This is a genomic window from Salinispora pacifica CNR114, from assembly GCF_000514775.1.
In the GTDB taxonomy this organism is placed as follows: Bacteria; Actinomycetota; Actinomycetes; order Mycobacteriales; family Micromonosporaceae; genus Micromonospora; species Micromonospora pacifica.
In genome coordinates this window covers 19,448-43,378 of record NZ_AZWO01000021.1, presented here as the reverse complement: position 1 = coordinate 43,378, position 23,931 = coordinate 19,448, and the positions used below count along the sequence as shown (strand labels likewise).

23 protein-coding genes are annotated in these 23,931 nt (G+C 71.6%); 6 read left to right on the top strand and 17 right to left on the bottom strand.

The window, feature by feature from the left end; genetic code table 11:
• Position 1: 1 nt before the first annotated feature.
• From B118_RS0114770 to B118_RS0114760, 3 genes are all read right to left on the bottom strand, one after another.
• Positions 2 to 667 carry a response regulator gene (locus B118_RS0114770; RefSeq protein WP_028185114.1) on the bottom strand — a complete coding sequence of 222 codons (666 nt, stop codon included), beginning with the start codon at positions 665 to 667 and terminating at the stop codon, positions 2 to 4.
• Entirely contained in the window at positions 664 to 1,890 is a 1,227-nt protein-coding gene (locus B118_RS0114765) for a sensor histidine kinase (RefSeq protein WP_028185115.1), read from the bottom strand. Before B118_RS0114765 ends, B118_RS0114770 begins: the two co-directional genes overlap by 4 nt.
• 144 nt (positions 1,891 to 2,034) lie before the next feature.
• Positions 2,035 to 2,469 carry a VOC family protein gene (locus B118_RS0114760; protein ID WP_018220522.1) on the bottom strand — a complete coding sequence of 145 codons (435 nt, stop codon included), beginning with the start codon at positions 2,467 to 2,469 and terminating at the stop codon, positions 2,035 to 2,037.
• Positions 2,470 to 2,588: 119 nt separating this feature from the next.
• Between B118_RS0114760 and B118_RS0114755 the strand changes: the two genes are divergently transcribed.
• Positions 2,589 to 2,870 carry a hypothetical protein gene (locus B118_RS0114755; protein WP_028192968.1) on the top strand — a complete coding sequence of 94 codons (282 nt, stop codon included), beginning with the start codon at positions 2,589 to 2,591 and terminating at the stop codon, positions 2,868 to 2,870.
• 253 nt (positions 2,871 to 3,123) lie between these two features.
• Here B118_RS0114755 and B118_RS0114750 read toward each other — a convergent pair whose 3' ends face one another.
• The 4 genes from B118_RS0114750 to B118_RS0114735 all read right to left on the bottom strand — a co-directional run bounded on the left by B118_RS0114750 (position 3,124) and on the right by B118_RS0114735 (position 7,052).
• A complete protein-coding gene (locus tag B118_RS0114750) occupies positions 3,124 to 3,498 on the bottom strand; it encodes a VOC family protein (protein ID WP_028192967.1) in 375 nt (124 codons plus the stop codon).
• Positions 3,499 to 3,539: 41 nt separating this feature from the next.
• The gene (gene rox / locus B118_RS0114745) at positions 3,540 to 4,973 is read right to left on the bottom strand and encodes a rifampin monooxygenase (RefSeq protein WP_028192966.1); all 1,434 of its coding nucleotides are present in this window, start codon (positions 4,971 to 4,973) and stop codon (positions 3,540 to 3,542) included.
• A gap of 244 nt (positions 4,974 to 5,217) precedes the next feature.
• Entirely contained in the window at positions 5,218 to 6,387 is a 1,170-nt protein-coding gene (locus tag B118_RS0114740) for a sensor histidine kinase (protein WP_018220526.1), read from the bottom strand.
• Positions 6,384 to 7,052, bottom strand: a complete 669-nt coding sequence (locus B118_RS0114735; RefSeq protein ID WP_018220527.1) for a response regulator transcription factor — start codon at positions 7,050 to 7,052, stop codon at positions 6,384 to 6,386. The genes B118_RS0114740 and B118_RS0114735 overlap by 4 nt, the downstream gene beginning before the upstream one ends.
• A gap of 204 nt (positions 7,053 to 7,256) precedes the next feature.
• Here B118_RS0114735 and B118_RS0114730 point away from each other — a divergent pair, with 204 nt between their 5' ends.
• Positions 7,257 to 9,104 (top strand): DUF6311 domain-containing protein, encoded by a 1,848-nt coding sequence (locus B118_RS0114730; protein WP_027648838.1) that lies wholly within the window; start codon positions 7,257 to 7,259, stop codon positions 9,102 to 9,104.
• A 54-nt stretch (positions 9,105 to 9,158) separates the two neighbouring features.
• Here the strand turns inward: B118_RS0114730 and B118_RS0114725 are convergent, their stop codons facing one another.
• A complete protein-coding gene (locus tag B118_RS0114725; RefSeq protein WP_018220529.1) occupies positions 9,159 to 11,069 on the bottom strand; it encodes a DUF6311 domain-containing protein in 1,911 nt (636 codons plus the stop codon).
• Between the two features lie 136 nt (positions 11,070 to 11,205).
• Here B118_RS0114725 and B118_RS0114720 point away from each other — a divergent pair, with 136 nt between their 5' ends.
• The gene (locus B118_RS0114720) at positions 11,206 to 12,402 is read left to right on the top strand and encodes a hypothetical protein (RefSeq protein ID WP_018811677.1); all 1,197 of its coding nucleotides are present in this window, start codon (positions 11,206 to 11,208) and stop codon (positions 12,400 to 12,402) included.
• Positions 12,403 to 12,537: 135 nt separating this feature from the next.
• Here B118_RS0114720 and dxs read toward each other — a convergent pair whose 3' ends face one another.
• The 3 genes from dxs to B118_RS0114705 all read right to left on the bottom strand — a co-directional run bounded on the left by dxs (position 12,538) and on the right by B118_RS0114705 (position 17,944).
• Positions 12,538 to 14,520: a 1-deoxy-D-xylulose-5-phosphate synthase gene (gene dxs / locus B118_RS0114715; protein WP_018828462.1), complete on the bottom strand. Its 1,983-nt coding sequence runs from the start codon at positions 14,518 to 14,520 to the stop codon at positions 12,538 to 12,540.
• A gap of 92 nt (positions 14,521 to 14,612) precedes the next feature.
• The gene (locus B118_RS0114710; RefSeq protein WP_018811679.1) at positions 14,613 to 15,866 is read right to left on the bottom strand and encodes a class I SAM-dependent RNA methyltransferase; all 1,254 of its coding nucleotides are present in this window, start codon (positions 15,864 to 15,866) and stop codon (positions 14,613 to 14,615) included.
• Entirely contained in the window at positions 15,863 to 17,944 is a 2,082-nt protein-coding gene (locus tag B118_RS0114705; RefSeq protein WP_028192965.1) for an APC family permease, read from the bottom strand. Before B118_RS0114705 ends, B118_RS0114710 begins: the two co-directional genes overlap by 4 nt.
• Positions 17,945 to 18,105: 161 nt before the next feature.
• On the opposite strand from B118_RS0114705, the gene B118_RS0114700 reads away from it, so the two are divergent.
• Both B118_RS0114700 and B118_RS0114695 read left to right on the top strand, forming a co-directional pair.
• Positions 18,106 to 18,771 carry a potassium channel family protein gene (locus tag B118_RS0114700; protein ID WP_026185303.1) on the top strand — a complete coding sequence of 222 codons (666 nt, stop codon included), beginning with the start codon at positions 18,106 to 18,108 and terminating at the stop codon, positions 18,769 to 18,771.
• A gap of 2 nt (positions 18,772 to 18,773) precedes the next feature.
• Positions 18,774 to 19,463 (top strand): potassium channel family protein, encoded by a 690-nt coding sequence (locus B118_RS0114695; protein ID WP_196230338.1) that lies wholly within the window; start codon positions 18,774 to 18,776, stop codon positions 19,461 to 19,463.
• A gap of 16 nt (positions 19,464 to 19,479) precedes the next feature.
• On the opposite strand, the gene B118_RS0114690 is transcribed toward B118_RS0114695, so the two are convergent.
• From B118_RS0114690 to dut, 4 genes are all read right to left on the bottom strand, one after another.
• Positions 19,480 to 20,169 (bottom strand): DUF3159 domain-containing protein, encoded by a 690-nt coding sequence (locus B118_RS0114690; RefSeq protein ID WP_018811681.1) that lies wholly within the window; start codon positions 20,167 to 20,169, stop codon positions 19,480 to 19,482.
• Positions 20,166 to 20,546, bottom strand: a complete 381-nt coding sequence (locus B118_RS0114685) for an OB-fold nucleic acid binding domain-containing protein (protein ID WP_018220537.1) — start codon at positions 20,544 to 20,546, stop codon at positions 20,166 to 20,168. The genes B118_RS0114690 and B118_RS0114685 overlap by 4 nt, the downstream gene beginning before the upstream one ends.
• A 125-nt stretch (positions 20,547 to 20,671) precedes the next feature.
• The gene (locus B118_RS0114680) at positions 20,672 to 21,346 is read right to left on the bottom strand and encodes a DUF3710 domain-containing protein (protein WP_018811682.1); all 675 of its coding nucleotides are present in this window, start codon (positions 21,344 to 21,346) and stop codon (positions 20,672 to 20,674) included.
• A gap of 73 nt (positions 21,347 to 21,419) precedes the next feature.
• Positions 21,420 to 21,926 (bottom strand): dUTP diphosphatase, encoded by a 507-nt coding sequence (gene dut, locus B118_RS0114675; RefSeq protein WP_026270749.1) that lies wholly within the window; start codon positions 21,924 to 21,926, stop codon positions 21,420 to 21,422.
• Between the two features lie 82 nt (positions 21,927 to 22,008).
• On the opposite strand from dut, the gene B118_RS0114670 reads away from it, so the two are divergent.
• A complete protein-coding gene (locus B118_RS0114670; protein WP_018220540.1) occupies positions 22,009 to 22,539 on the top strand; it encodes a DUF3093 domain-containing protein in 531 nt (176 codons plus the stop codon).
• Positions 22,540 to 22,603: 64 nt separating this feature from the next.
• On the opposite strand, the gene B118_RS0114665 is transcribed toward B118_RS0114670, so the two are convergent.
• Entirely contained in the window at positions 22,604 to 23,395 is a 792-nt protein-coding gene (locus tag B118_RS0114665; RefSeq protein WP_028192964.1) for a hypothetical protein, read from the bottom strand.
• Positions 23,396 to 23,539: 144 nt separating this feature from the next.
• Positions 23,540 to 23,836, bottom strand: coding sequence for a DUF4193 domain-containing protein (locus B118_RS0114660; RefSeq protein ID WP_018214600.1), 297 nt, complete (start codon positions 23,834 to 23,836; stop codon positions 23,540 to 23,542).
• Positions 23,837 to 23,931: the final 95 nt, after the last annotated feature.

Genomic DNA, 23,931 nt, shown 5'->3' with positions numbered 1-23,931 from the left:
ACTACTCCCCCGGATTGATCATGCCGCTCTCGTAGGCGTAGACCACCGCCTGCGCCCGGTCTCGTAGGTTCAGCTTCATCAGCACGCGGCCAACGTGAGTCTTGACGGTCTGCTCGGCGAGCACCAGCTCCGCGGCGATCTCCTGGTTCGACAGTCCGCGCGCGATCAGCCGCAGCACCTCCGCCTCGCGCCGGGTCAGGGCGTTGATCGAATCCGGGTCGGCCCGCCGCGGCCGCGCGCGGCTCACGTAGTCCGCGATGAGCCGCCGGGTCACCGAGGGAGCGAGCAGCGCCTCGCCGGCGGCCACCACGCGTACCGCGTGCATGAGTTCGGCGGCGGGCGCATCCTTCAACAGGAATCCGCTCGCGCCGGCCCGCAGCGCCTCGAACACGTAGTCGTCCAGGTCGAAGGTGGTCAGCACGAGCACCCGCGGCCGGTGTCCACCAGGTGGCACCGCCAGGATCTGACGCGCTGCGGTCAACCCATCCATGGTCGGCATCCGGATGTCCATCAGGATGACGTCGGGGTCGTACCGGCGCGCGGCGGCGACCGCCTGCTCACCGTCGGCGGCGTCCGCCACCACCACCATGTCCTCCTGGGCGGTGAGCAATGCCCCGAAACCCTCCCGGACCATTGCCTGGTCGTCAACGAGCAACACCTTGATCATGACTGGCTCTCCAGGGGCAACGTCGCCCGTACCTCGAATCCACCGTCGTCGGTCTCGGCTGCGCGGAGGCTGCCGTGGAGCATGGCCACCCGTTCGCGCATTCCAAGCAGGCCGTGGCCGCCGCCCGCGCCGGCCGGCGCGGAACCCTGAGAAGACATCGGCCGGCCGGCGGAATCCACCCTGACCGCATTGCGGACGCGGATGGTCAACTCGTGCCGGCTCCGGTGCAGGGTGACGTCAGTGCGGGCACCCGACGCGTGCCGAGCCACATTGGAAAGCGCCTCCTGCACGATCCGGTAGGCGGAGGAGCCCACCGCGTCCGGCACGTCGGTGACCGTCCCGTCCACCGACAGCGTGACCGGGGTTCCGGCTGCCCGGGCGTCCGCCACGAGCACCTCCAACTCCGCGAGAGCCGGCTGCGGCGCGGTCAACGGCTGCTCCTCCGGGGCACGTAGGACGCCCAGCAGCCGCCGCATCTCCGTGAGTGCCTCCCGGGATGCCTCGGATATCTCCCCGAACTCCGCGCGCGCCGCCGGTGGAAGCTCGTGCAGCCGGTAGGCGGCGGTCTCCGACCGCACCGCGATCAGGGACATGTGGTGGGCGACGACGTCATGCAACTCACGGGCGATGCGGGCGCGCTCGGTCAGCACCGCACCCCGTTCCTGCTCGGCGACCAGGCCGGCGCGCGCCTGCGCCCACCGGCCCCACAGGTGGCCAATGCCCAGCACGCCACTGACCAGAAAGATGCTGCCGTAGCCGACGCTCGGGTCGAGAAACGCCAGCGACATCGCGAGGCTGAACACCCAGACCCAGAGCAGCACCCCCAGCGGGTGGCGGTGGCCGACCACGACGAGCGTAACGAGGTAGACCAGGATCAGCACCGGGTTGCCGGGCCAGGGAGCACCGGCTTCGTGTAGTCCAAGGCCGCCACTGAGCAGGGTGGCCACCGCTGCCACCCGCCACGCCAGCAGCGCGCGGCCCGGAAGCAGGGCCACCGGCGCCGCGGTCAGGGCGGCGATGAGGATCGTCTCGAACCGACCAAACTGGTACGGCGCGAGGTTCGCCGTCGCGCTGAGCCACAGCAGGAACGCGACCAGCGGCGCCAACACCCGCAGCCGCGCCAACCGACGGGCTCGACCCGACGCGGCAGTTGTTCCCGGTTTCGGATCATGGCCGGTGGCGACCGCCCGCACCAGATCACGCAGCGCAGCGGCTATCGGCATGCGGTCAGGGTACTGTCACGCTTCGGCCCGGTGGGGACACGGCCGGTTGGAGCCAGGCCACGTCCCCACCGGCAGGAGCCGTGGCTACCACGGCCCTAACCCAGGGCGATTCCAGCCGGTCTCGGACGCTGACCGGGCGGGGCATCAGTCGAGGCAGAACTCGTTGCCCTCGACGTCCTGCATCACCAGGCACGACTCGTCGTAGCCGTCGGCGGTCAGGAGTCGCACCCGCACCGCGCCGAGCGCGACCAGCCGGGCGCACTCGGCCTCGAGGGCGGCCACCCGCTCGGCGCCGACGAGCCCGGTTCCGACCCGCACGTCCAGGTGCAGCCGATTCTTCACCGCCTTCCCCTCGGGAACGCGCTGGAAGAACAGCCGCGGACCCGCACCGGAGGGATCGACGCAGGCGAACGCCGAGCCCTGCCGATCCGGTGGCAACGTGCGGTCGAAGTCGTCCCAGGTGGCGAAGCCCGTCGGCGGTGGTGGCACGACGTATCCCAGCGCCTCGCACCAGAACCGTGCCACCCGTTCCGGCTGCGCGCAGTCGAAAGTTACCTGGACCTGCTTGACCGATGGCATCAGCCCAATCTAGGTGGGTGGCGGCGACGCCGCGACCGCAAATCCGCGGCGGCGCCACCACACCGGGCAGCCGCTACCGGCCCTTGACGGTGTGAACGCGTTTCGATAGAAAGCCCGGCATGCGCTGGGTCTGGGTTCGCACCGCGACCGTGATCGTCGTGGCGCTCGTGCTGCTACCGCTGCTGACGCTGTACGCCTACCTGCTCCTCTGGTTCCTGCCGTATCTGACGTATAGCGACCGGCCGGCGCTGTGGCTCGTGACCTTCACGTTGTGGGCGGGGGCGGTGGGGTGCCTGGTGGTCGGCTGGTTCCGCCGGCACCGGTCGGGGCTGTGGTGGGGTTGGCTGCCCGCGGCCGCGCTCTGCGCCGCGGCCGCCTGGCCCCTTATCGATCGTTTCTAGATTGAACGTCTGACTGAGCCGGGTGGGGTGTGGCGGCGGCTCACCCTCCGCCCCGCCAGTTTGATGACCACATCGCTGCCATCGATCCGCCTGGCCCGGTCGCCAGGCGGGCCGCCATCCCCGTAGACCTGGCGCTCACCCACCGGAGACCGGGTGAGCAGCACAATCTCATGCCCCTGAGCGGTCAACGCCCATCCGAAGACGGTGCCGACCTGACCAGTCCCACCGGAATGACGACCTTCACCACCGCTCCTCAGCCGGCCCGCTCGGCGTCGCTGCGTAGGACGCAGAACTCGTTGCCCTCCGGGTCGGCCAACACCACCCATCCGGTGCCGTCCGGGTTTCGGTGGTCGCTGACGAACCTCGCCCCCAACGCAATGACCCGTTCGACCTCCTCGTCCCGCGTGAGCTCGGGAGTGAGGCAGACATGGACCCGGTTCTTGCCGACCTTAGTCTCCGGTACCTGCTGGAAAACCAGGCACGACCCGCCAACCGCGTCGAGGTACGCCTCTTCCATGCCCGGCGCACACTCGGCGGCGATCGGCTGATCCATGACCTGACTCCAGAAGGTGGCCAGCTGGTACGGGTCAGCGGCGTCGAAACAGACGTTGCGCAACGATGTCGACATAGGAGGTTTGCTACCCGTTCCCACTCAGTCGATCGACCGAATTACGCCGACGGCTCACCGAACCATCGCCGCAGCTGGGTGCGCAGTTCCTCCTGATCGTCGCCGACCCACGCCACGTGGCCGTCTGGCCGCAGCAGCAGCGCGGGCATGTCCAGTTCCGGGCTGACGTCCACGACGTGGTCGACCCGGTCGGCCCAGCCGGCCGCCGAAAGCCGGCCGGTCTGGTCGAGCACCATTCCCCGGCCGCGGTGCATCAGGCCGTAGAGGCGTCCCTGCTTCAGCTCCACATCGCGCAGCCGCCGGCCGAGCAGATGGTGCCCCTCGCCGAAGTCGTACCGCACCGAGATCGCGGTGACCTTCTCGATCAGGTAGCGGTTCACCTCCTCGAAGTCCATCAGCTCCGCCACCACCCCGCGCACGGCCTGGGGGCCCGGCGCGAGGGTGATCAGCTCCGTCTGCGCGCGGGTGTTCTCCAGCACGTCGGCGGCGACCGGGTGCCGCTCCGCGTGGTAGGTGTCCAGCAGCCCGATCGGCGCCCAGCCGCCGATCTCCGCGGCGAGTTTCCAGCCGAGGTTGAAGGCATCCTGGATGCCGAGGTTGAGCCCCTGCCCACCGAGCGGCGGGTGGATGTGCGCCGCGTCGCCGGCCAGCAGCACCCGGCCGACCCGGTAGCGCTCGGCGAGCCGGGTGGCGTCACCGAACCGGGACAGCCAGCGCGGTGAGTGCACCCCGAAGTCGGTGCCGGCGGTCACCCGCAGCTGCTGCTGGAATTCCTCGAACGTCGGCGGGGTTGTGCGATCCTCGGCCACCCCGGCGGCGGGTACGACGACGCGGTACAGCCCCTCCCCGTCGCCAACCGGGCCGGCGCCGAACCGGAGCTGCGTCTTGCGGACCTCGGTCATCACCGCGGCGACCTCCTCCGGTGCCGCGGTCAGCTCCATGACGCCCAGCAACGTCTCGAACCGGGTGGGCTCGCCGGGGAAGTCCACGCCGAGCAGCTTGCGGACCGTGCTGCGGCCGCCGTCGCAACCGACGAGGTAGCGGGAACGGAGCTGGGTGCCGTCGGCGAGTTCCGCGGTCACCGCTTCCTCGTCCTGGCTCAGGCCGACGAGTTCGGTGCCGCGCAGGAGGTCCGCGCCGGCCTCGGCGGCGTGCTCGGCGAGGAGTCTTTCGGTGCTGGTCTGCGGGATACCGAGGATGTACCCGTGCGCGGTGTCCATGTTGTCGGGCCACGGCTTGGTGATGCCGGCGAAGTAGCCACCGACCCGGTACTGCTGGCCGTTCGCGAGGAAGCGCTCCAGCAGGCCGCGCTGGTCCATCACCTCGATACTGCGCACGTGCAGCCCGAGCGAGCGGACAATCACCGGCGGCTCGGTGTCCCGCTCCAGCACCACCACGTGCACTCCGTGCAGCCGCAGCTCCGCGGCCAACATCATGCCGGTCGGCCCGCCCCCAACAATGATCACGTCAAACATGAATCTGCCCCCATTTTCGTCGTTACCTACCTCGGCCAGCCCGCCGCCGAATTGATGGCGCGAACCCGGGCACACGTATGTGTCGCGAATCCCTGATTCCACAGGTACTGGCTTCGGCCGACGATTCTGCGGCATTAACGGGGTCTTGCCGCAAGACCCCCCTTGTGCTATACATTAAGAGTGGCAGGGAGAAGTGCGCTGCAAAATTTCGAAGCGCACCCCCAAATCGAAGTGCACTGCCACCTCATCGAGTAACGGCGGGACCCGGCCCATCTGCTGCCGGCAGCGTCACCGTCACCTCCAAGCCGCCGCCCGGCTGCGCGATCGTCTTCACCACGCCCCCATGCGCGTCGCAGACAGCCCGGACGATAGAGAGCCCCAGACCGGAGCCGCGGGCGCCGGTCCGCTCCCGGCCGCCCCGCCGAAACGGCTCGAACAGCCCCGGCACATCGGCCTGGTCCACCTCGAAGCCGGTGTTGCCCACCACCAGCCAGGACCGCCGGCCATCCGAACCGGTCCGCACCCAGAGCCGGCCGTGCAGATGGTTGTACCGCACCGCGTTCTCGATCAGGTTCCCCGCGAGCCGGTCGAGCAGCCCGGGGTCGCCGACCACCGGCGCCGGCTCCAGTGAGGTCTCCACCCGCAGACCGATCCGCTCCACCTCCCGGCGTACCGCCGTCAACGCGTTGGCGGTGCCGGCAGCCAGGTCGCACTCCGTCCGCCGGGCGAGGCGATGGCCGGCCTGCGCCTCGCTGCGGGCCAGCACCAACAGCGCGTCCACCAGGCCGTTGGCCCGCTCCGAGGCATCCCGAACCACAGTGGACATCCGGCGGTACTCGGCGGTGTCCGCCTCGTCGTCGCTGAGCGTCACGTCAATCTCGGTACGCATCACGGCGAGCGGGGTACGCAGCTCATGTGAGGCGTTGGCGACGAAACGCTTCTGCGCGTCGAAGGCGACCGCGATCCGGTCCAGCATCGCGTCGAAGGTCTGCGCCAGTTCGGCCACCTCATCGTCCGCACCCGAGTAGCCGATCCGCTGATCGAGGGTGGTCTCGCCGAGCCGTCGGGCGGTGGCGGTGACCTGGTAGAGCGGGCGCAGTGCCCGGCCCGCGACCAGGTAGCCACCGACCACCCCGACCACGCTGATCGCCAGCAGCGCCGCCAGCCCCTTGGCCAGCAGTTCCCGGCTCGCCGTATCCCCCAACTGCCGATGCCACTCGGCGGCGTCCAGGGAACGCCCATCGGCCAGCACCACCGTCGTCCCGGGAAGTAACTCGTCGGTGGGGCGCAGCGCGTCGCGTACCAGCAGCCAGGCCAGCAGCACCAGGATCACCCCGGCGCCCACCAGCAGTAGCCCGTTGAGCAGGGTCAACCGCAGGCGCAGGGTGGGCCGCATGCCACGGCCGGCGGTCACGCCGGCGCCCCGGTCACGCGGTAGCCGGCGCCGACCACGGTCTCGATCAGCGGTGGGTCGCCAAGCTTACGGCGCAGCGTGCGCACGGTGACCCGGACGATGGTCGTGAACGGGTCGGTGTTCGCGTCCCAGACCCGTTCCAGCAACTCCTCACTGGAGACCACCGCGCCGCCGGCCTTGACCAGTTCGTGCAGCACGCCGAACTCCTTGTTGGTCAGGTCCACCGGCACGTCGGCCCGGGTGGCCGTCCGCCGAGCCGGGTCAAGCACCAGGTCGGCCACCGCCAGCACCGGCGGAGCGGCCGGGGTGGCGCGGCGGCCCAACGCCTGCACCCGGGCGACCAACTCGTCGAAGGCGAACGGCTTGGGCAGGTAGTCGTCCGCGCCCAACTGCAACCCCTCGACCCGGTCGGCGACCGTGCCGCTGGCGGTCAGCATCAGCACCCGGGTCAGGGTGCCGGAGGCGGCCAACTCCGCGCAGATCTGATCGCCGGGTACGCCGGGCAGGTCCCGGTCCAGCACCACCACGTCGTACCGGGTGACAAAGGCCATCTCGTGCCCACTGTCCCCGTCGTACGCGACATCCACCGCCATGCCGCGCTTGCGCAACCCCCGCGTGATCGCGTCGGCGAGGTTGCGTTCGTCCTCGACAACCAGTACCCGCATCCCAGCCTCCTCGCGCCTGAACTCCCCGACAACCTAGTGCTTCACCGCCAGCGACGACCCGGTGCGCGACCGGTGGTGCAGCAGCCCGGCACCAAGCTCGGGCCAGGCCACGGCCGCGGACGGGACAGCGGGCAACCGAGCGTGACCGGGGCCGGCAGCTCCACCCCGCGGCCGCCTGTACGATGGCGCGTCGTGCCCGCGCCGATGGTTGACTCCGTGCCACAGACCAGCACCCCCGCATCCGCTGCGGCGGAAGCGCCGACCCGGCGTTCCCGCTGGCGTCCGGCCCGCGCCGACGTCCTGGCGATCGGCGTCTACCTGGCCCTCGGCGCACTGGTCTGCCTCAACCACTGGGGCGACATCCCCAACCGGGTCTCCGCCCACCTGCCGACCGACCACAGCTGGTTCGAGTGGCTCTTCGCGCACGGGGCGTACTCGGTGTTCCAGCTGGAGAACCCGCTCTTCACCACCCGGCAGAACGCCCCGGTCGGGGTGAACATGATGGCGAACACCTCACTACTCGGGGTGACCCTGCCGCTGGCGCCGCTGACCGCGCTGGTCGGCCCCCAGGTGACGTACGTGCTCTACCTCGGCGCCGCGCTGGCCGCCACCGCCGGCACCTCCTACTGGGTGCTCTCCCGGCACCTGGTGCGCTCCCGGGCCGGCGCGTTCGTCGGTGGCGCGTTCCTGGGCTTCGCACCCGGCGTCGTGCACCACGCCAACGGCCAGCCCAACTTCGTCTCCAACTTCCTGCTTCCGCTGATCGTGCTCCGCGTGCTGCGACTCGGCGAGCCCGGCCGCTGGCGGCGCAACGGCATCCTGCTCGGCCTGCTGGTGGCGTACCAGATCTTCATCAACGAGGAGATGCTGCTGCTCACGGCGCTGGCCTGCCTCGTCGTCGTCGCCACGTACGCGGTGCTGCGGCCGAAGGCCGCCTGGCGGCAGGCCGGCACCTTCGCCGCCGCCCTCGGCACCGGTGGTGGCCTGGCGCTGCTGCTCACCGCGTACCCGATCTGGTTCCAGTTCAACGGTCCGCAGTCCTACCGCGGCCTCCAGGGCGGCATCTTCCACAGCTGGGGCGAGGACCTAAAGGCCTACGTCACCTTCCCCCGGGACACCCTGGCCGGGGACGCGGCGGTGGAGCAGACGCTCGGCCTGACCGAGCAGAACAGCTGGTTTGGCTGGCCGCTGGTGGTCCTGACGGTGCTGGCCCTCCTGCTACTGGTCCGCCGCAGCCTGGTGGCACGCATCCTGGCGGTGCTGACGGTGGTGTTCACGGTGGCCTCCCTCGGCCCGACGATCCGCTTCGACGGCGCCGAGACCGACATCGACGGCCCGTGGGCGTACGTGTCGGAGGAGTTGCCACTGGTCGAGATGATGATGCCGACTCGGCTGAGTCTGATCGTGGCCGCCGCGATCGGGGTCCTGCTCGCCGTCGCGTGGGACGCCGTCTCCCGGACCGGCCGGCCACCGGTGCCGGCGCAGCGCTCGGGCCGCCCGCTGCGGTTCCCGCTGCGATTCCCGCGGCGGTGGCGACGCCCGGTCGGCTACGCGGCCATCACGCTGGCGCTGTTGCCGCTGATCCCCCGACCGCTGCCGGTGGAGTCGGTGGCACCCCCACCGCGCTTCATCACCGCCGAGGGCTGGCGGCCGTACGTGCCCGAGGGGCGCACCCTGGTCCCGGTGCCGATCCCGAGCAACGTGCACGGCCTCTCCACGCTGCGCTGGAGTGCGCTGGCCCAGCACGCGTTCCCCGTTCCCGGCGGGTACTTCATCGGCCCCAACGAGCAGGGGGAGGGGATCTTCGGGGCGGCGAACCGGCCGACAACCCGACTCATCTACTCCACGATGGGCAGGAACGCCGCGCCCGATATCACCGACGTCGAGCGGCGGCAGGCGATCGAGGACCTGCGGTACTGGCAGGCCTCGGTGGTGGTGCTCGGCGCCCACCCCCAGGAGGCGGTGCTGCGCGACCTGATGACGTCGCTGCTCGGTACGCCGCAGCGGGTGGACGACGTCTGGCTCTGGGACGTCCGTCCCCTGGTCGACTAGGCGGCGGCCGGGTCCGGGCAGGTAGACCGGGGCCCGGCCGCGGTGGGTGTGACCTCAGGCGGCCGGCGTCGGGTCCGTCAGGGCGCGGACGTCCCACACCCAGACGTCCAACTCACGCGTACCCGGGCCGACCAGTTGCTCGACGGTCAGCCGCAACGGCTCCGCGTGGTGCTGGTCCACCGGTAGGACCAGGATCGCGGCCCGCCAGTGCCGCAGGTCATCCAGGGCCCGCCGCTGCTGCCGGTCGTCAAGTTGCAGCGTACGTCCGGTGCTGGCGACCTCGCTGAGCAGCTCCCCGAGCCCGCTGGGGCGGCCACCGAACCGACCTGGGTCGCCGGTGTTGGCGTTTCGCGGCGCCAGGAAGTAGCCACCGGGAATCTTGAAGTCGAGGTTGACGGCGGCGGCCCAGCGCATGCCGTGGGTGTTACCCATGCTCGGCACCGGAATGGGCACCAGCGTCTGGTCCTCCGCGACGTAGCCGCGCCACCGGTCGGCGGTGATGAATTCTGGCACCGGTGGTCGGGAGGTCACCGCCAGCGGCATGGGCGCGATCGGCAACAACGCCAGCGCCAGCCCGGCGGCGGTGCGCAGCCGCAGGGTACGCCGGGGCAGCGGCAGCTTCCGGGACCGGTCGACCGCGAGCGTCAGCAACAGCCCGACGGTGACGGTGGTAATCAGCCCGAACCGGGTCGGCACCACCGCGTCCAGCAGCGGCAGCCGGACCAACCACTCCCACGGCCCGACCCCGATCTCCTGGTCCCACCACGAGATCCGCTCGCCGAGGGAGAGCACCGCGAAGAAGACCCCAGTCGCCGCGAGGGCCCGCACGACCACCTCGTGGCGCAGCCACAGGACGATGCCGACGGCGATCAGGGACAGGCTCCAGCCGAAGAAGGCGTTCTCCTCCGAGTAGTTCGGGGCCAGGCCGGTGTTGGCCACGTCATCCCCGCCCAGGGTGGGCGAGCCCGGGGCGACGAACGCGGCGATGTCGTTGCCGTAGTCCCGGACCGCGTCGCTCAGCCCGTGGTACGCCATCGGCCCGGCGAACTGCACGTAGAGCGGGTACGCCAGCAGCGCGCCCGCCACCGCCGTGCAGGTGGCGAGGGCCTTCGCCAGCGGCCGCCACGCCGCCCACCACAGCCGGGGCCGCTGCGCCAGCACGGCAGCGAGAAAGACCCCGCACGCCATCGCGGTGAAGAGCAGGATCTCCTCGTTGATGAACGCCTGCACGGTCACCAGCAGGGCGAGCAGCAGGCCGTCGCGGTACGGACGCTGGGATCGGGTGATGACGAGCACCCGCCACACGATGAACGGCAGCAGGAACTGACTGATGATGTTGGGGTGCCAGTTGGCGTGCGACAGCATCGCCGGGGAGAACCCACAGAACCATCCGCCGACGGCCGCCGCCAGTCGGCTGCGAACGAGGTGCCGGCGAAGCACCACGTACCAGGCGGTCGCGGTGCCGGCGAGCCCGAGGGTGACCAACAGCACAAAGGTCACCGCCGGTCCGAAGAGGAGCGTCACCGGCACCATCGGGATGCCCAGCGCGAGGATGGCCGTGTTGGCCATCAGATTGACCCCGTCCGGGTAGTTGAACTGTTCGGTGAAGAACGGGAACTCCCCGTGGAGCACCACCCGCACCGAGTGCGCCAAGAAGAACTGCACCTGCGCCGGGTCGCTGCTGTAGAGCGCGGCCACCCGGCCGGCCGGGTTGATCCAGATCTGACTGGTCACCCAGAACGCGGTGAGCAGAAACCCGCCGACCACCGCCAGGTGCTGCCGTCGGGCCGTCAACGACGGCAGCCGGAGCCGACGACGACCCGGGGCCGCCACCGGTGGGCCGGGCGTCGGCTTCCGGTCCCCCGCCGCAGCGCCGTTCAGGGGGAACGCACCCGCGCTGTTGAGTTTGACCGGCTCCGACGGAGGCACGGCGGCGGGGTCGGCGCGGGTGTCAGCAGACGTCACAATCGGCGGAGTCTACCCGAACGGAATTCACCCGAAAGCCAGCGCTCAATCCCTTGTGGGCGGCGCCGGACGGCACCACGTCATCTCGTACCATTGCGGTTCGCACGACCGGCTGGGGTAAACGGAGGAGCTAAAAGTGCTTGCAGCCCGCCGGACCGGCAGGACGACCGCCGCCGCGCTGGCCCTGATGGCGTCCCTGGCCGGCTGCGGAGTCGTCACCGACCGGGCACCGGCTGACCTGTCGGTGGGGCATGACAGCCAGGACGGCTCGCTCATCGTCTGGCCGGCCCGCGGCTCCCTCGCCGCCGAGGCCGCGACGACGACGGCGGTGACCGAGGCGGTCCGCGCCTGGCGGTCACCGCTCGACGACCGGGCGTACCTCCCGACCTCCGGCATTCTCTGGGTCGGTGAGGTTGACGGGGCGCCGCTCGCCCTGGTCGCCGCGGATGTTCCCGGTACGGGTTCCTCCTGGCTACTCCAGGTCGCCGGGGAGGACGGGCGCCACACCGTCACCCACGCCGTCGAGCACACCGACCCCGGCTACCTCATCTACTCCGATGTCCTCCCGGTGCACACCGACGCGGGTCGCCGCTACCTGGTCTCTGCCCGGGTCACCGACCTGGCCGGTCCGGATGGCGAGGCGGTGCCCATCGAGGGGGGTCTGAGCACCCCCGTGGCGGTGCCGGCCTGTTCCGCGGTCTCGGTCACCGCCACGCTGCGCGCCACCGAGTCGCTGCCACAGGGGCGCGCCACCGATCGTTTCCTCGACCTCGGCACCGGTCTGGACGCGCCACGAGACCCGCTGGTACGCGACGAGTCCGGCTCCGGGCAGCAGGCCATGGCCGGGTTGGACACCTGCGCGCTCGCCAGCGACCAGGGGCCGTTCGGCAGCGTCCCGCGCCAATTCGGGAGCCGAAAGTCGGCGAATTCGGTGCCGGCCTCCTGGCCGATGTCGGGGCTGACCATCCGGACTGTTGGCGAAGGCACGCTCGGTGCCGGCCTGTCGGGTGAGGTGCAGCAGCTCAGCTGGGAGGCGGCCGGTGACGAGATGACGGCGATGCTGTACCGGTCGGCAACCGGCGGTGCGGCGATGATGTCAGCCGCCGACCCGGCCGCGCCACTGCAGGCGTACGTCCTGCCGGTGGATGGGCAGCGGCTGGGCGTGTTGAGCTGGCAGCCGACGCCGGAGGACTCGTTGTCGGTCCCGGCCGGCACGTCCCGCCTCGTGGACCGCCCGGGCCTGACGGTCCTGCCCCTGGCGGACGAGAAGGTCACGGTGAGTCTGGCGACCACCGAGGAGACCCACTACCGTTCCCTGCCCGCTCCCCAGTAACGCTCGGGGCGGCGACGTCCGCCGGTGGTGCCGGGGTGGCGACGTCCGCGGGGTGGCACCGGCGGCGGCGTCCGACGCGATGCCGCGGTGCCGGGTGGGCGACGGCGAGTTGTCCGGCGTCGCCCACCCGCACCCTCACTTCGGGGCGGGGGCCTCCCGCGGCGTGACGATCGGCTCCACCTGGTCGGTGACCAGCTCCTTCTCGTTGTCGGCGGCGCCACTGTCGAGCCGGGAGATCCAGCCGGTGACGTCGCGGGCCACATCCTGGGCGGTCAGGCCGAGGTCGGCGAGAATCTGGGCCCGGGTGCCGTACGGGTGCCAGTCGACCGGTACGCCCAGGTCCTTCACCGGCACCTCGACGTCGGCGTCCCGCATCGCCTGGGCGATGGCGTCGCCGACGCCGCCGGCCCGAACCCCGTCCTCGACGACGACCACGAGCCGATGCCCGGCGGCCAGCTCCACCAGTTCGGCCGGGACCGGCCGGACCCAGCGCGGGTCAACCACGGTCACGCCGTAACCCTGCTCACCGACCCGGGCGGCGACCTCCACGCCGAGGCCGGCGAAGGAGCCGACCGCGACCAGCAGCACATCGGCGCGGGCTGACTCGGCGAGCACGTCAACCGGCCCGACCCGGCGCCGCGCCGGCAGGTCGGCGGCGACGGAACCGGTCGGGAAGCGAACGATGGTGGGACCGTCGTCCACGGCGACCGCCTCGCGCAGCTCCTCGCGGAGGGTGGCGGCGTCCCGGGGGGCGGCGATCCGCAGGCCCGGCACCACCCCGAAGACGGACATGTCCCACATGCCGTAGTGGCTGGGCCCGTCCGGGCCGGTGATCCCGGCCCGGTCCAGCACGAAGGTCACCGGTAGCTTGTGCATCGCCACGTCCAGCAGGACCTGGTCGAATGCCCGGTTGAGGAAGGTCGCGTAGATCGCGACCACCGGGTGCAGACCGCCCAGCGCCAGCCCCGCCGCCGAGGTGGCGGCGTGCTGCTCGGCGATGCCCACGTCGTAGGTGCGCTCCGGGTACTTCCGGGCCAGCTTGGCGATGCCGGTCGGCTCGGCCATCGCAGCGGTGATTCCCACCACGTCCGGCCGCTCGTCGGCGATCGCCACCAGCTCCTCGGCGAAGACGTGCGTCCACTTCACCGACGGCGCGGCGGTGGCCTTGCCGGTCTCGGTGTCGAAGGCACCGGGGCTGTGGAAACAGTCCGCCTCGTCCTCCTCGGCCGGGCGGTAGCCGTAGCCCTTGCGGGTGACCGCGTGCACGATCACCGGGCCGCCGAAGTTCTTCGCCGCGCGCAGCGCCCCCTCAACGGCCACGATGTCGTGCCCGTCAACCGGGCCGACGTACTTGATGCCAAGGTCCTCGAACATCGCCTGCGGCGCGACCGCGTCCTTGATACCCCGCTTGACCGCGTGCAGCACCTCGTACATCGGCCGGCCGACCAGCGGGGTCGAGCCGAGCGCCTCCCGGACCGTGTCCAGCACCCGCTCGTAGCCGGGGTTCAGGCGCAGCGTCGAGAGGTGGTCGGCGAGCCCGCCGATCGTCGGCGAGTAGGAGCGGCCGTTGTCGTTGACCACGATCACCAGCGGGTTGCCGGCGGTCGCGATGTTGTTCAACGCCTCCCAGCACATACCGCCGGTCAGCGCCCCGTCGCCGACCACGGCCGCCACCGCCCGCGGCTCGCCCCGCAGCGCGTACGCCTTGGCCAGCCCGTCCGCGTAGGAGAGGACGGTGGAGGCGTGCGAGTTCTCGATCAGGTCGTGCTCGCTCTCGGCCTGACTCGGATAGCCGGCGAGCCCGCCGCGCTGGCGCAGCCTGTCGAAGCCGCCCTGGCGGCCGGTGAGAATCTTGTGTACGTAGGCCTGGTGGCCGGTGTCGAACAGGATCCGGTCCCGAGGGGAGTTGAAGACCCGGTGCAGCCCGAGGGTCAGCTCCACCACCCCCAGGTTGGGGCCGATGTGCCCGCCGGTGCGGGAGACCTTGGCCACCAGAAAGTCACGGATCTCGGCGGCGAGGATGTCCAGCTGCTCGGTGGACATCCGCTTGATGTCCTGCGGACCGCTGACGGCGGCCAGCAGCCCCGGTTGGTTTGCCGGGTCCCGTTCAACACTCATGACCGGAGAGTCTATCGGCCGGGTGACACCCCGCAGTCCGGTCGGGAGCACCCGGAACCGTCCGCCGGACGCCAGCAACGCTGAGCCAATGGTCAGGGTTCGCTCCGCCGCTGGTGCGGCGAGGCGGGCGGCAGCAACAACCCCACCAGCTCCACGTGCTGGGTCATCGGAAAGAGGTCGAAGCCGCGCAGCGCGGCCAGCCGCCACCCCAACTCGGTGAAGCCACGGACATCCCGGGCAAAGGCGGCCGGGTCGCAGGCGACGTACGCCACCGCGCGCGCTCCGGCGGCGGCCACCGCCCGCACCACCCGGGCCCCGGCCCCGGCGCGGGGCGGATCGAGCACCACCAGGTCCACCGGCGCGGTGCGACGCCCCCGGTCCAGCACCGAGGCGACCCGACCCGACACGATGCCGACCTGCGGCAGGTCCCGCAGGTTCTCCCGGGCGGCGGCGATACCGGCCCCGGCGGCCTCGACGAGGGTGACCCGACCGGTGGCACCGACCCGCTCCGCCAGCGCGGCGGCGAAGAGGCCGGCCCCGCCGTACAGGTCCCAGGCGGTCTCCCCCGGCTGCGGGTCGAGCTGCGCCAGCACGGCGTCGACCAGGGTGTCCGCCGCCGCCGGATGGACCTGCCAGAACGCCGATGGGGGCAGCGTCCACCGGCGGCCGACCGCCTCTTCGTGCACCCGTGCCGGCCCGCTCACCGGCCGTACCGCCCCGTCGGCGACCGCGGTCACGGTCACGTCCCCACCGGTCGAGGCGACCGACTCGACGGCGTCCGCGTCCGGCCACCGTACGGGGCCGAGCACCGGCAGTTGTTGAATCGCCGGGTGGGCGATCCGGCACCGGTCGATCGGCACCACCTCGTACGAGCGGTGTTTGAGCAGGCCGGCCCGACCGGCGCCGTCAACGGTGTAGCGCACCCGGGAACGCCAGCCCAGCGACCCACCGGGCAGCGCCTCGACCTGGATGTCCAGCGCGTCCAGCTCCCCCTCGGTCAGCCCGCCCAGTCGGGTGAGTTGCTCGCGGATCACCCCCGCCTTCCAGGTCAGCTGCGCCTCGGGGGACACGTGCTGCAGGTCGCAGCCGCCGCAACGGCCGGGCTTCGCGTACGGGCAGGGGGGCTCGACCCGCTCCGGCGCGGCCGCCAGCACCGTCACCGCGTCGGCCCGGACGAACCCGCGGTGCACCTCGGTGACCTCGGCCACCACCCGCTCGCCGGGCAGCGCGTGCCGGACGAAGACCACCTGTCCGGCGACCCGGGCGACGCAGTGCCCGCCCGGGGCCACCGCCCCGACGGTCAACTCGACCCGCTCGGCCTCCGCCAGCCCCTCGTCGCCGGTCACCGGTCACCTCCATCGGACGGGTCCGGGCCGCCCCTGGACGGCGGAGCGGGGACCGTTGACGGGCCGTCCGCCGGCTCCGGGCCGCCCGGCGTCCCCCGGGGGCCGCGGGCCGGTCCGCGGCTGAGCGTCTCGTCCAGCCGGTCCAGATCCTTGCCCTCGGTCGAGACGAGCTGCCACGGCACGCTGGTGACCATCACTCCCGGTTCGAAGAGCAGCCGACCCTTGAGCCGCAGTGCGCTCTGGTTGTGCAAGAGGTTCTCCCACCAGTGGCCGACCACGTATTCGGGGATGAAGACGGTGACCACGTCGCGGGGCGAGGACCGACGGATACCGGCCACATAGTCGAGGATCGGTCGGGTGATCTCTCGATACGGCGAGTCGATCACGGTCAGTGCGACCGGTACGTCCCGCCGTTCCCACTCGGCCTGCAACCGGCGGGTGTCCTTGTCGTCGACGTTCACCGTCACCGCGGTCAGGCTGTCCGGTCGGGTGACCTGCGCGTAGGCGATCGCCCGCAGGGTCGGCTGGTGCACCTTGCTGACCAGTACGACCGCATGGTTGCGGGCCGGTTTCACCGGCCGCCCCTCGTCGGGGACGAGCTCGACGGCGACCCGGTCGTAGTGCCGCCGGATCCCCAGCATCACCAGGTAGATCATGACCATCGCGGCGATGGCGATCCACGCGCCGAGCAGGAACTTCGTGACCACCACGATCACCAGCACGGTGGCGGTCATCGCCATCCCGAAGCTGTTGATCGCCCGGGAACGGATCATCTGCCGGCGGACCTGCTGGTCGCGTTCGACCCGGAGGTAGCGGTTCCAGTGCCGGATCATGCCGGCCTGGGACAGGGTGAACGAGACGAAGACGCCGACGATGTAGAGCTGGATCAGCTTGGTCACCTCGGCCTGGAAACCAATGATCAGCACGATCGCGAAGCCGGCCAGGAAGAGGATGCCGTTGGAGAACGCGAGCCGGTCCCCCCGGGTGTGTAGCTGCCGGGGCAGGTAGCGGTCCTGGGCGAGGATCGACCCGAGCACCGGGAAGCCGGTGAACGCGGTGTTCGCGGCCAGGAAGAGGATCAGGGCGGTGACGCCGACGACCACGAACAGCAGCAGCGAGCCGGAGCCGAAGATGGTCTCGCCGAGCTGCGCGGTGACGGTCTTCTGCACGTACCCGTCGGGGGCGCCGACGATCTGCCGGGCCGGGTCCTCCACGAACTGCAGGCCGGTCAGTCGGGCCAGCCAGACGATGCCGACCAGCATGGTCACCGCCACCGCGCCGAGCATGAGCAGGGTGGTCGCCGCGTTGCGGCTCTTCGGCGCCCGGAAGGCGGGCACCCCGTTGGAGATCGTCTCGACACCGGTGAGCGCAGCGCAGCCGGAGGAGAAGCTCCGGAGCAGCAGGAACGCCATCGCCCACCCGGTCGTGTCGCTCCACTCGGCGGCGATGACCAGGTCCGCGCTGGGAGCACGCAGGTCGTGGCCGAGCAGCACCACCCGGACCAGCCCGGTGAGGATCATGCCGACGATAACGATCATGAAGCCATAGGTGGGGATGGCGAAGGTGGTGCCAGACTCCTTGATCCCACGCAGGTTGACGGCGGCGAGCAGCACCACCGCGGCGACGGCCACCGCCACCTTGTGGGTGGCCACGAAAGGAATCACCGCGCCCAGGTTCGCCACCCCGGACGCGACCGAAACGGCGACGGTCAACACGTAGTCGACCAGGAGGGCGCTGGCCACGCCGACACCGGCGCGGCGCCCCAGGTTGACCGTGGCCACCTCGTAGTCGCCGCCGCCGGACGGGTAGGCGTACACGTTCTGCCGGTAGCTCGCCACGACGGCGAGCATCACCACGACCACCCCCAGGGCGATCCACGGCGAGAAGACGAACGCCGAGGCCCCGGCGAACGAGAGCATCAGCAGGATCTCGTCGGGGGCGTACGCCACGCTGGAGAGCGCGTCGGAGGCGAAGACGGGCAGGGCGATGCGCTTGGGCAGCAGGGTGTGCTGGAGTCGGTCGGACCGGAACGGTCGACCGACGAGCAGTCGCTTCACCAGCGAGGCGGGGCGGGCCACAACCGCCAAGCGTACGACCCTCGGCCACGCCCACGCCCGGGTGGCCGGAGACCGGGGGGTGTGCGCACGGAGTACCGTCGGTCCGCGTCCGCCCCCGGGGACGTGACAGGCTCGTCCAACAGCCGCAACGGCTGGTGTGGCGGATGTTGAGGAGGGGCACGGTGCATGTGGTGATCATGGGCTGTGGGCGGGTCGGAGCGACCCTCGCGCACGGTCTGGAGGCCCGCGGGCACTCGGTGGCGGTCGTCGACAAGAATGCCGACGCCTTCCGCCGACTCGGCCCGGATTTCGCCGGAATCACGGTGACCGGTGCCGGCTTCGACGGGGAGGTACTCCGGCAGGCCGGCATCCAGCGGGCGGACGCGTTCGCGGCCGTCTCCAGCGGAGACAACTCCAACATCATCTCCGCTCGGCTGGCGCGGGAGACCTTCGGGGTCACCCGCGTCGCGGCGCGCATCTACGACCCGCGACGGGCCCAGGTCTACGAGCGCCTCGGCATCCCGACGGTGGCCACCGTCCGGTGGACCGCCGACCGGATGCTGCGGCACCTGGTGCCGGAGGGTAACGAGGCGTTGTTCCGGGACCCGACGAGCACCGTCTCGATCGTGGAGGTGCCGGTGCACAAGGACTGGGTCGGCCGGTCGGTGCTGGCGCTGGAGAAGACGACCGGCGCCCGGGTGGCGTACCTCACCCGGTTCGGCATCGGCACGCTGCCGACGCCGAGCACCGTCGTACAAGAGGGGGACCAGATCTTCATGCTGGTCACCGACGACATCGTCAACACGGTCACATCGGTGGCGGCGCAGCCGCTGGAAGGGGGTAAGTGACCATGCGGGTTGCCATCGCCGGCGCCGGGAACGTGGGCCGCTCCATCGCCCAGGAGCTGATCGGGAACGGCCACCAGGTGATGCTGATCGAGCGACAGCCCACGATGCTCCGACCCGAACGGGTGCCGGACGCGGAGTGGGTGCTGGCCGACGCCTGCGAGCTGACCAGCCTGGAGGAGGCTGAGCTGGCCAACCGTGACGTGGTGGTCGCCGCCACCGGGGACGACAAGGTCAACCTGGTGGTCTCACTGCTGGCCAAGACCGAGTTCGCGGTGCCCCGGGTGGTCGCCCGGATCAACCGGGCCGAGAACGAGTGGCTCTTCACCGAGCAGTGGGGGGTGGACGTGGCGGTCAGCAAGCCGCGGGTGATGGCCGCCCTGGTGGAGGAGGCGGTGACCGTCGGTGACCTGGTCCGGCTGATGACCTTCCGGCAGGGGGAGGCGAACCTGGTCGAGATCACGCTACCGACGAGCGCCCCGTACGTCGGTCATCCGCTGCGGGAGGTGCCACTCCCCCTCGACGCGGCGCTGGTGGCGATCCTGCGTGGCAAGCGGGTGCTGGTGCCCAGCCCGGACGACCCGATCGAGGCCGGCGACGAGCTGATCTTCGTCTGTACGGCGGAGGTGGAGGACGCGGTCCGGACGGTGGTGCTCGGCCCGGACAGCGTCGAACGGACCCGCAAGGCCTGCTGAGCCCCGCGCCGGGCCGTTACTCGACCGGGGCCGGGGGCGTCTGGGGGGCGTGCGGGTTGTGCCGGGTCACCCGGCGTACGGTCCAGACCGTGATCAGCAGGAGCAGCACGTACGGCGGGTAGCCGAGCACGAGCCGGGCGATGCCGAGCGCGGTGTCCTGGTGCGCCAGGTAGAGCCCAGCCTGCACCCCGACCTTCGTCAGCCAGACCACCCCCCAGAGCACGGTCAGCCGGGTGAAGGTCCGCACCAGGATTGGATCCTGACGCCAGTCGGAGGCGCCCTTGGCCACCAGGACCGACCAGATCCAGCCGACCAGGGGCTGCCGGATCGCCGCCGAGACCAGCAGCGCCACGCCGTAGCCGATGCCGTAGAGGATGCCGGGCAGGTAGAAGTCCCGCTCATCGCCGGTGCGCCAGGCGATCGCCGCGCCGATCGCGATGCCGAACAGCCCGTTCACCGCGTGCCGCACCGGCCGCCGTTGGGCCAGCCGCAGCACCGCGATGAAGACCGCGACCGCCACCGCGGCGACCACCGCCGGGCGCAGCTCACCGAGGATGTTGGCGACCACGAAGACCACCACCGGGATGCTGGACTCCAGCAACCCGCGCCAGCCACCCAGCTGGTCGGCCATCTGCTCGGCGATCGTCGGGAGCGGTTCCTCCTCTCCCGTGCCCGGCTGCGCCGTCGGGCGCTGTCCCGTCGTCACTTCGGCGGCTCCAACTCGTAGTACGGGTTGTAGATGACCTTACGGTCACCTCGGATGGCGACCCGACCCCGCGCGGTCAGGTGTCGGCCCGGTTCGACACCGGCGATGTGCCGCCGGCCCAGCCACACCAGGGTCACCACGTCGCTGCCGTCGTACAGGTCCGCCTCCAACGTCGGCTGGTTGGTCCGCGGCGTGTAGACCACGGTGCGGAGCCGGCCGGCGACCGCGACCAGCTGGCCTCGGCAGCACTGGCGGGCCGGCATGCCGCCGTGTTCGGCGCTCTCCCGGAGCAGCTCCTGCGCCTCGATCTCCGCCTCGCTGGCGGTGAGCCGACGCAGCACGCGCCGCAGCGAACCCCGTCGCTCGTCGGTCGACATGACCTCCGCGTCACCCTTTCCGGGCTGGGCCGACCAGGGCCGGCGGTGGAGCGGCCCACCGCACGCCGGGACCGCCCCGCCAGCGTACGCCGACGGAGTGGGCCCCAGCGGTCGGTGGAGCGCCGTCAGGCCTGCGAGGTCGACTCCGGCTCGGCGGCGGAGCCCGCGGCCGCCTCTTCGGCGGCCTCCCGGGGCAGGCGCAGGGGCAGCGGCTCCCGCACCGGCCGGGCCTCCTGCCCCCGGTCAACGACGAGGCCCTCCAGACAGGCGGTCAGCGGGCCGGCCGCATCCGGCTCGGTCGCCGCCGCGCCCTGATAGACGGCGCGGACCATCCAGCGCGGCCCGTCGATGCCGACGAACCGCAGGTCGGTACGGCCGTCCTGGGTGGGGACCTGGGCCCGTAGCTCGACGCCGTACCCACCCGTGATTTCCTCGGTGGTGGCGCCGTCGTTGGACAGGGACTGGTGGATCTCCTCGCGTACCTCGTCCCAGATGCCCGCGCTACGCGGGGCGGCGAAGACCCCGAGTTGAAGCGCGCTCTGCCCGTGCACGAGCACCACCTGCTGGACAGCACCCTGCTGGTCGGCCTGCACCCGCACCTCGACCCCGCCGACCGCGGGAATCTGCAGGCTCCCCAGGTCGAGCCGCTGCACCCCGGCCGGCGCCTCGGTCACGTCGTAGGGGCCGGGGGGCGGCGCTGCCGAATTCGTCGCTTCGTGCGCGTCCTGGGCCTCGGGCCGCTCGTCGCGCGGGCGCCGATCGGCACCGGCTCGCTTTCGGGAGAAGATCACTGCGTACACCCTCCGCTGTTCACGCTCTTCACGCCCACCCTGTCACTTTCCTTCGCCACCGGCGACGCGTCCGCTCCGGGTGTCACGACACCTCCGGCACGGGCTGCCGGCCGTCGGTCGGCACCGGGGCCGAACCCAGGCCGGCGTGGCCGCCGGTGGAGCCGTGCCCGCCGGCACCCCGCTGGGACGCGGGCAGCTCCGCCGCCGGTTGGAACCGCGCCCGGGCCACCCGCTGCACGACCAGCTGTGCGATGCGGTCACCGCGCGCGATCCGAGCCACCGCCTCCCGATCATGATTGATCAGGTTGACCAGGATCTCACCCCGGTAGCCGGCGTCGACCGTACCGGGCGCGTTGAGCACGGTCACGCCGAGCCGGGCGGCCAGACCCGAACGGGGGTGTACCAGGCCCACATACCCCTCGGGCAGCGCGATGGCTACCCCGGTCGGCACCAGGGCCCGGCCACCGGGGGGCAGCTCCACATCCGCGGCGGCCACCAGGTCCGCCCCCGCGTCGCCGGGATGGGCGTACGCAGGGAGTGGCAGCCCAGGGTCGAGCTGCCGCACAGGCACGGGTACAACATCGGTCACGGTTCCCTCTTCCCTCCGGTTCCTGAGTGACCTGCCCATCCTGCCCGGTGCTCGCCGCGGCACGCGCCGTACCCTTCATCTCGTGCGCGTCTCCTCGTCCCCGGCTGCCCGCTACACCGAACGGCTGGATCTGCCGTGGTGGCTCTGGCTGGGCGGATTCGCCGCGGCCGGGCTACTCGCCACGGAAATCTGGCTGGGCGCGTCGGGCATCCGGGCGTGGCTGCCGTTCGCGCTGCTGCTCCCGGCGTGCCTGGCGAGCCTGCTTTGGCTGGGCCGGATCCGGGTGGCGGTTGACGACGGCGAGCTGCGGGTGGACGACGCGCGGCTGCCGGCCCGGTTCGTCGCCGATGTCATCCCGTTGGATGCCGCCGGGCGACGCGAGGTGCTCGGCGTCGGCGCGGACCCATTGGCGTTCGTGATCCAACGGCCGTGGATCCCCGGTGCCGTGCAGGTGGTGCTCGACGACCCGGCTGACCCGACCCCGTTCTGGGTGATCAGCACCCGGCGGCCGGTGCAGTTGGCGGAGGCAATCCTCGCCGCCCGAGACCCGGCCGACACCGCTCAGGAGGCCACTGACACCGGTCGAGACCCGGCCGACACCGGTCGAGACTGAGAGCCCGGGCTCAACCCGGCTGCCGGCGGCTCCCAGGACGGGGCTACCTCCCGACGGCCGGGGCTCACGGCGGGTCGGGGGGTGCCCCAGCCCGGCGTCGGAGATCAACGCGGAGGAGATCGGCCATCGCGCGGGTAGCCCGGCGGTTGAGGTAGCTCGCGACAGCCGCACCGGTGAGGAACGGGCCCAGCGTGGTGAGGTTACGGCCGAAGCGTCTGACCAGCCGGTCCCGCAGCTCACGGCGGGCCGCGGCGCCCAGCACCGCGCTCACTCCAACGCCCGGCCGGATCGGGTTGATCCCGCGCCGCCCGGACCAGGAGACGACGAGCGCCACCGCCCGCTGGGCGCCACCGGCGGGCAGCGGCACCCCGTACACCTCGTGCAGCTCACCGACCAGCTTCAGTTCGATCGCGACCACCGCGACCGTCTCGGCGGCCAGCAGCACCGGAGCCGTGAGCAGGCTCGGGGGCACCGTCCATTCGACAGCGGCGACGCCACCGCCGGCAGCGCCCACCCCGGCGCTCGCCCGGGCGGCGTTCCGGACCAGCCGGTCGGCCAACGCCTCACCGTCGAGGTCGGGGAAGTGTCGGCGGAGCGTGGCCCGGTCCCGGACCGGCACGTGTGGGGCGATCTCAGCGATGGTGTCGACCATCCAGCCGAGCGCCGCCCTCGGCTGGAACAGGTCGCCGAACCCGCGGGTCCGGGCCTGCCCGACCAGGCGGCCGAGAAGCTGTCCCCGCCGAGCCGGCGGGACATCGTCGGCGGTCAGCTCCGCGACGGTGGCGCCGAGGCCGTCGACGTCACCAACCGGTTCGCCAACGATGCGGTCCGGCTCGGTGGGGTCCCGCTCGGTCATGGCACCGGACCTCCCGCCGGGCTGGGCCGCGCTGGCGGCCGGCCGGGACGGGTGCGGCGCTGGCCGCCGGGCTGCCGCACGACGACCGGGGGGTGCGGCGGCCCCAACGCAGAGCCGCCGCCAGTAGTGCGATTCGCGTCCCGGTCAGACGCACTCGCGGCAGATCAGGTCGCCGTTGCGCTGGGCCGCCAACTGGCTGCGGTGGTGCACCAGGAAGCAGCGCCCGCAACGGAACTCGTCCTGCTGCATCGGCAACACCTTGACCGTCAGCTCCTCGTCGGCCAAGTCGGCGCCGGGCAGCTCGAAGCTCTCCGCCACCTCGGCCTCGTCCACGTCCACGGCGCCCGACTGTGAGTCGACGCGCCGGGCCTTCAGCTCTTCCAGGCTGTCCTCGCCGAGGTCGACCTCGTCGCGACGCGGGGCGTCGTAGTCGGTGGCCATCGGTTCACTCTCCCATATCGATGTTGTCGCTTCCGGTTGTAACGCCGGACGACGTTGTTTCGGTTCCGCTGGGCGGCCACCACTTGTGTCGTTCA

Bases quoted from the DNA above. Each gene is read 5' to 3' on its own strand.
- B118_RS0114760 (WP_018220522.1), bottom strand. From the start codon at position 2,469: ATGCCATCGGTCAAGCAGGTCCAGGTAACTTTCGACTGCGCGCAGCCG.
- B118_RS0114665 (WP_028192964.1), bottom strand. From the start codon at position 23,395: ATGACCGAGCGGGACCCCACCGAGCCGGACCGCATCGTTGGCGAACCG.
- B118_RS0114765 (WP_028185115.1), bottom strand. From the start codon at position 1,890: ATGCCGATAGCCGCTGCGCTGCGTGATCTGGTGCGGGCGGTCGCCACC.
- B118_RS0114695 (WP_196230338.1), top strand. From the start codon at position 18,774: ATGCGGGTTGCCATCGCCGGCGCCGGGAACGTGGGCCGCTCCATCGCC.
- dxs (WP_018828462.1), bottom strand. From the start codon at position 14,520: ATGAGTGTTGAACGGGACCCGGCAAACCAACCGGGGCTGCTGGCCGCC.
- B118_RS0114770 (WP_028185114.1), bottom strand. From the start codon at position 667: ATGATCAAGGTGTTGCTCGTTGACGACCAGGCAATGGTCCGGGAGGGT.
- B118_RS0114730 (WP_027648838.1), top strand. From the start codon at position 7,257: ATGGTTGACTCCGTGCCACAGACCAGCACCCCCGCATCCGCTGCGGCG.
- B118_RS0114750 (WP_028192967.1), bottom strand. From the start codon at position 3,498: ATGTCGACATCGTTGCGCAACGTCTGTTTCGACGCCGCTGACCCGTAC.
- rox (WP_028192966.1), bottom strand. From the start codon at position 4,973: ATGTTTGACGTGATCATTGTTGGGGGCGGGCCGACCGGCATGATGTTG.
- B118_RS0114755 (WP_028192968.1), top strand. From the start codon at position 2,589: ATGCGCTGGGTCTGGGTTCGCACCGCGACCGTGATCGTCGTGGCGCTC.
- B118_RS0114685 (WP_018220537.1), bottom strand. From the start codon at position 20,546: ATGTCGACCGACGAGCGACGGGGTTCGCTGCGGCGCGTGCTGCGTCGG.
- B118_RS0114660 (WP_018214600.1), bottom strand. From the start codon at position 23,836: ATGGCCACCGACTACGACGCCCCGCGTCGCGACGAGGTCGACCTCGGC.
- B118_RS0114735 (WP_018220527.1), bottom strand. From the start codon at position 7,052: ATGCGGGTACTGGTTGTCGAGGACGAACGCAACCTCGCCGACGCGATC.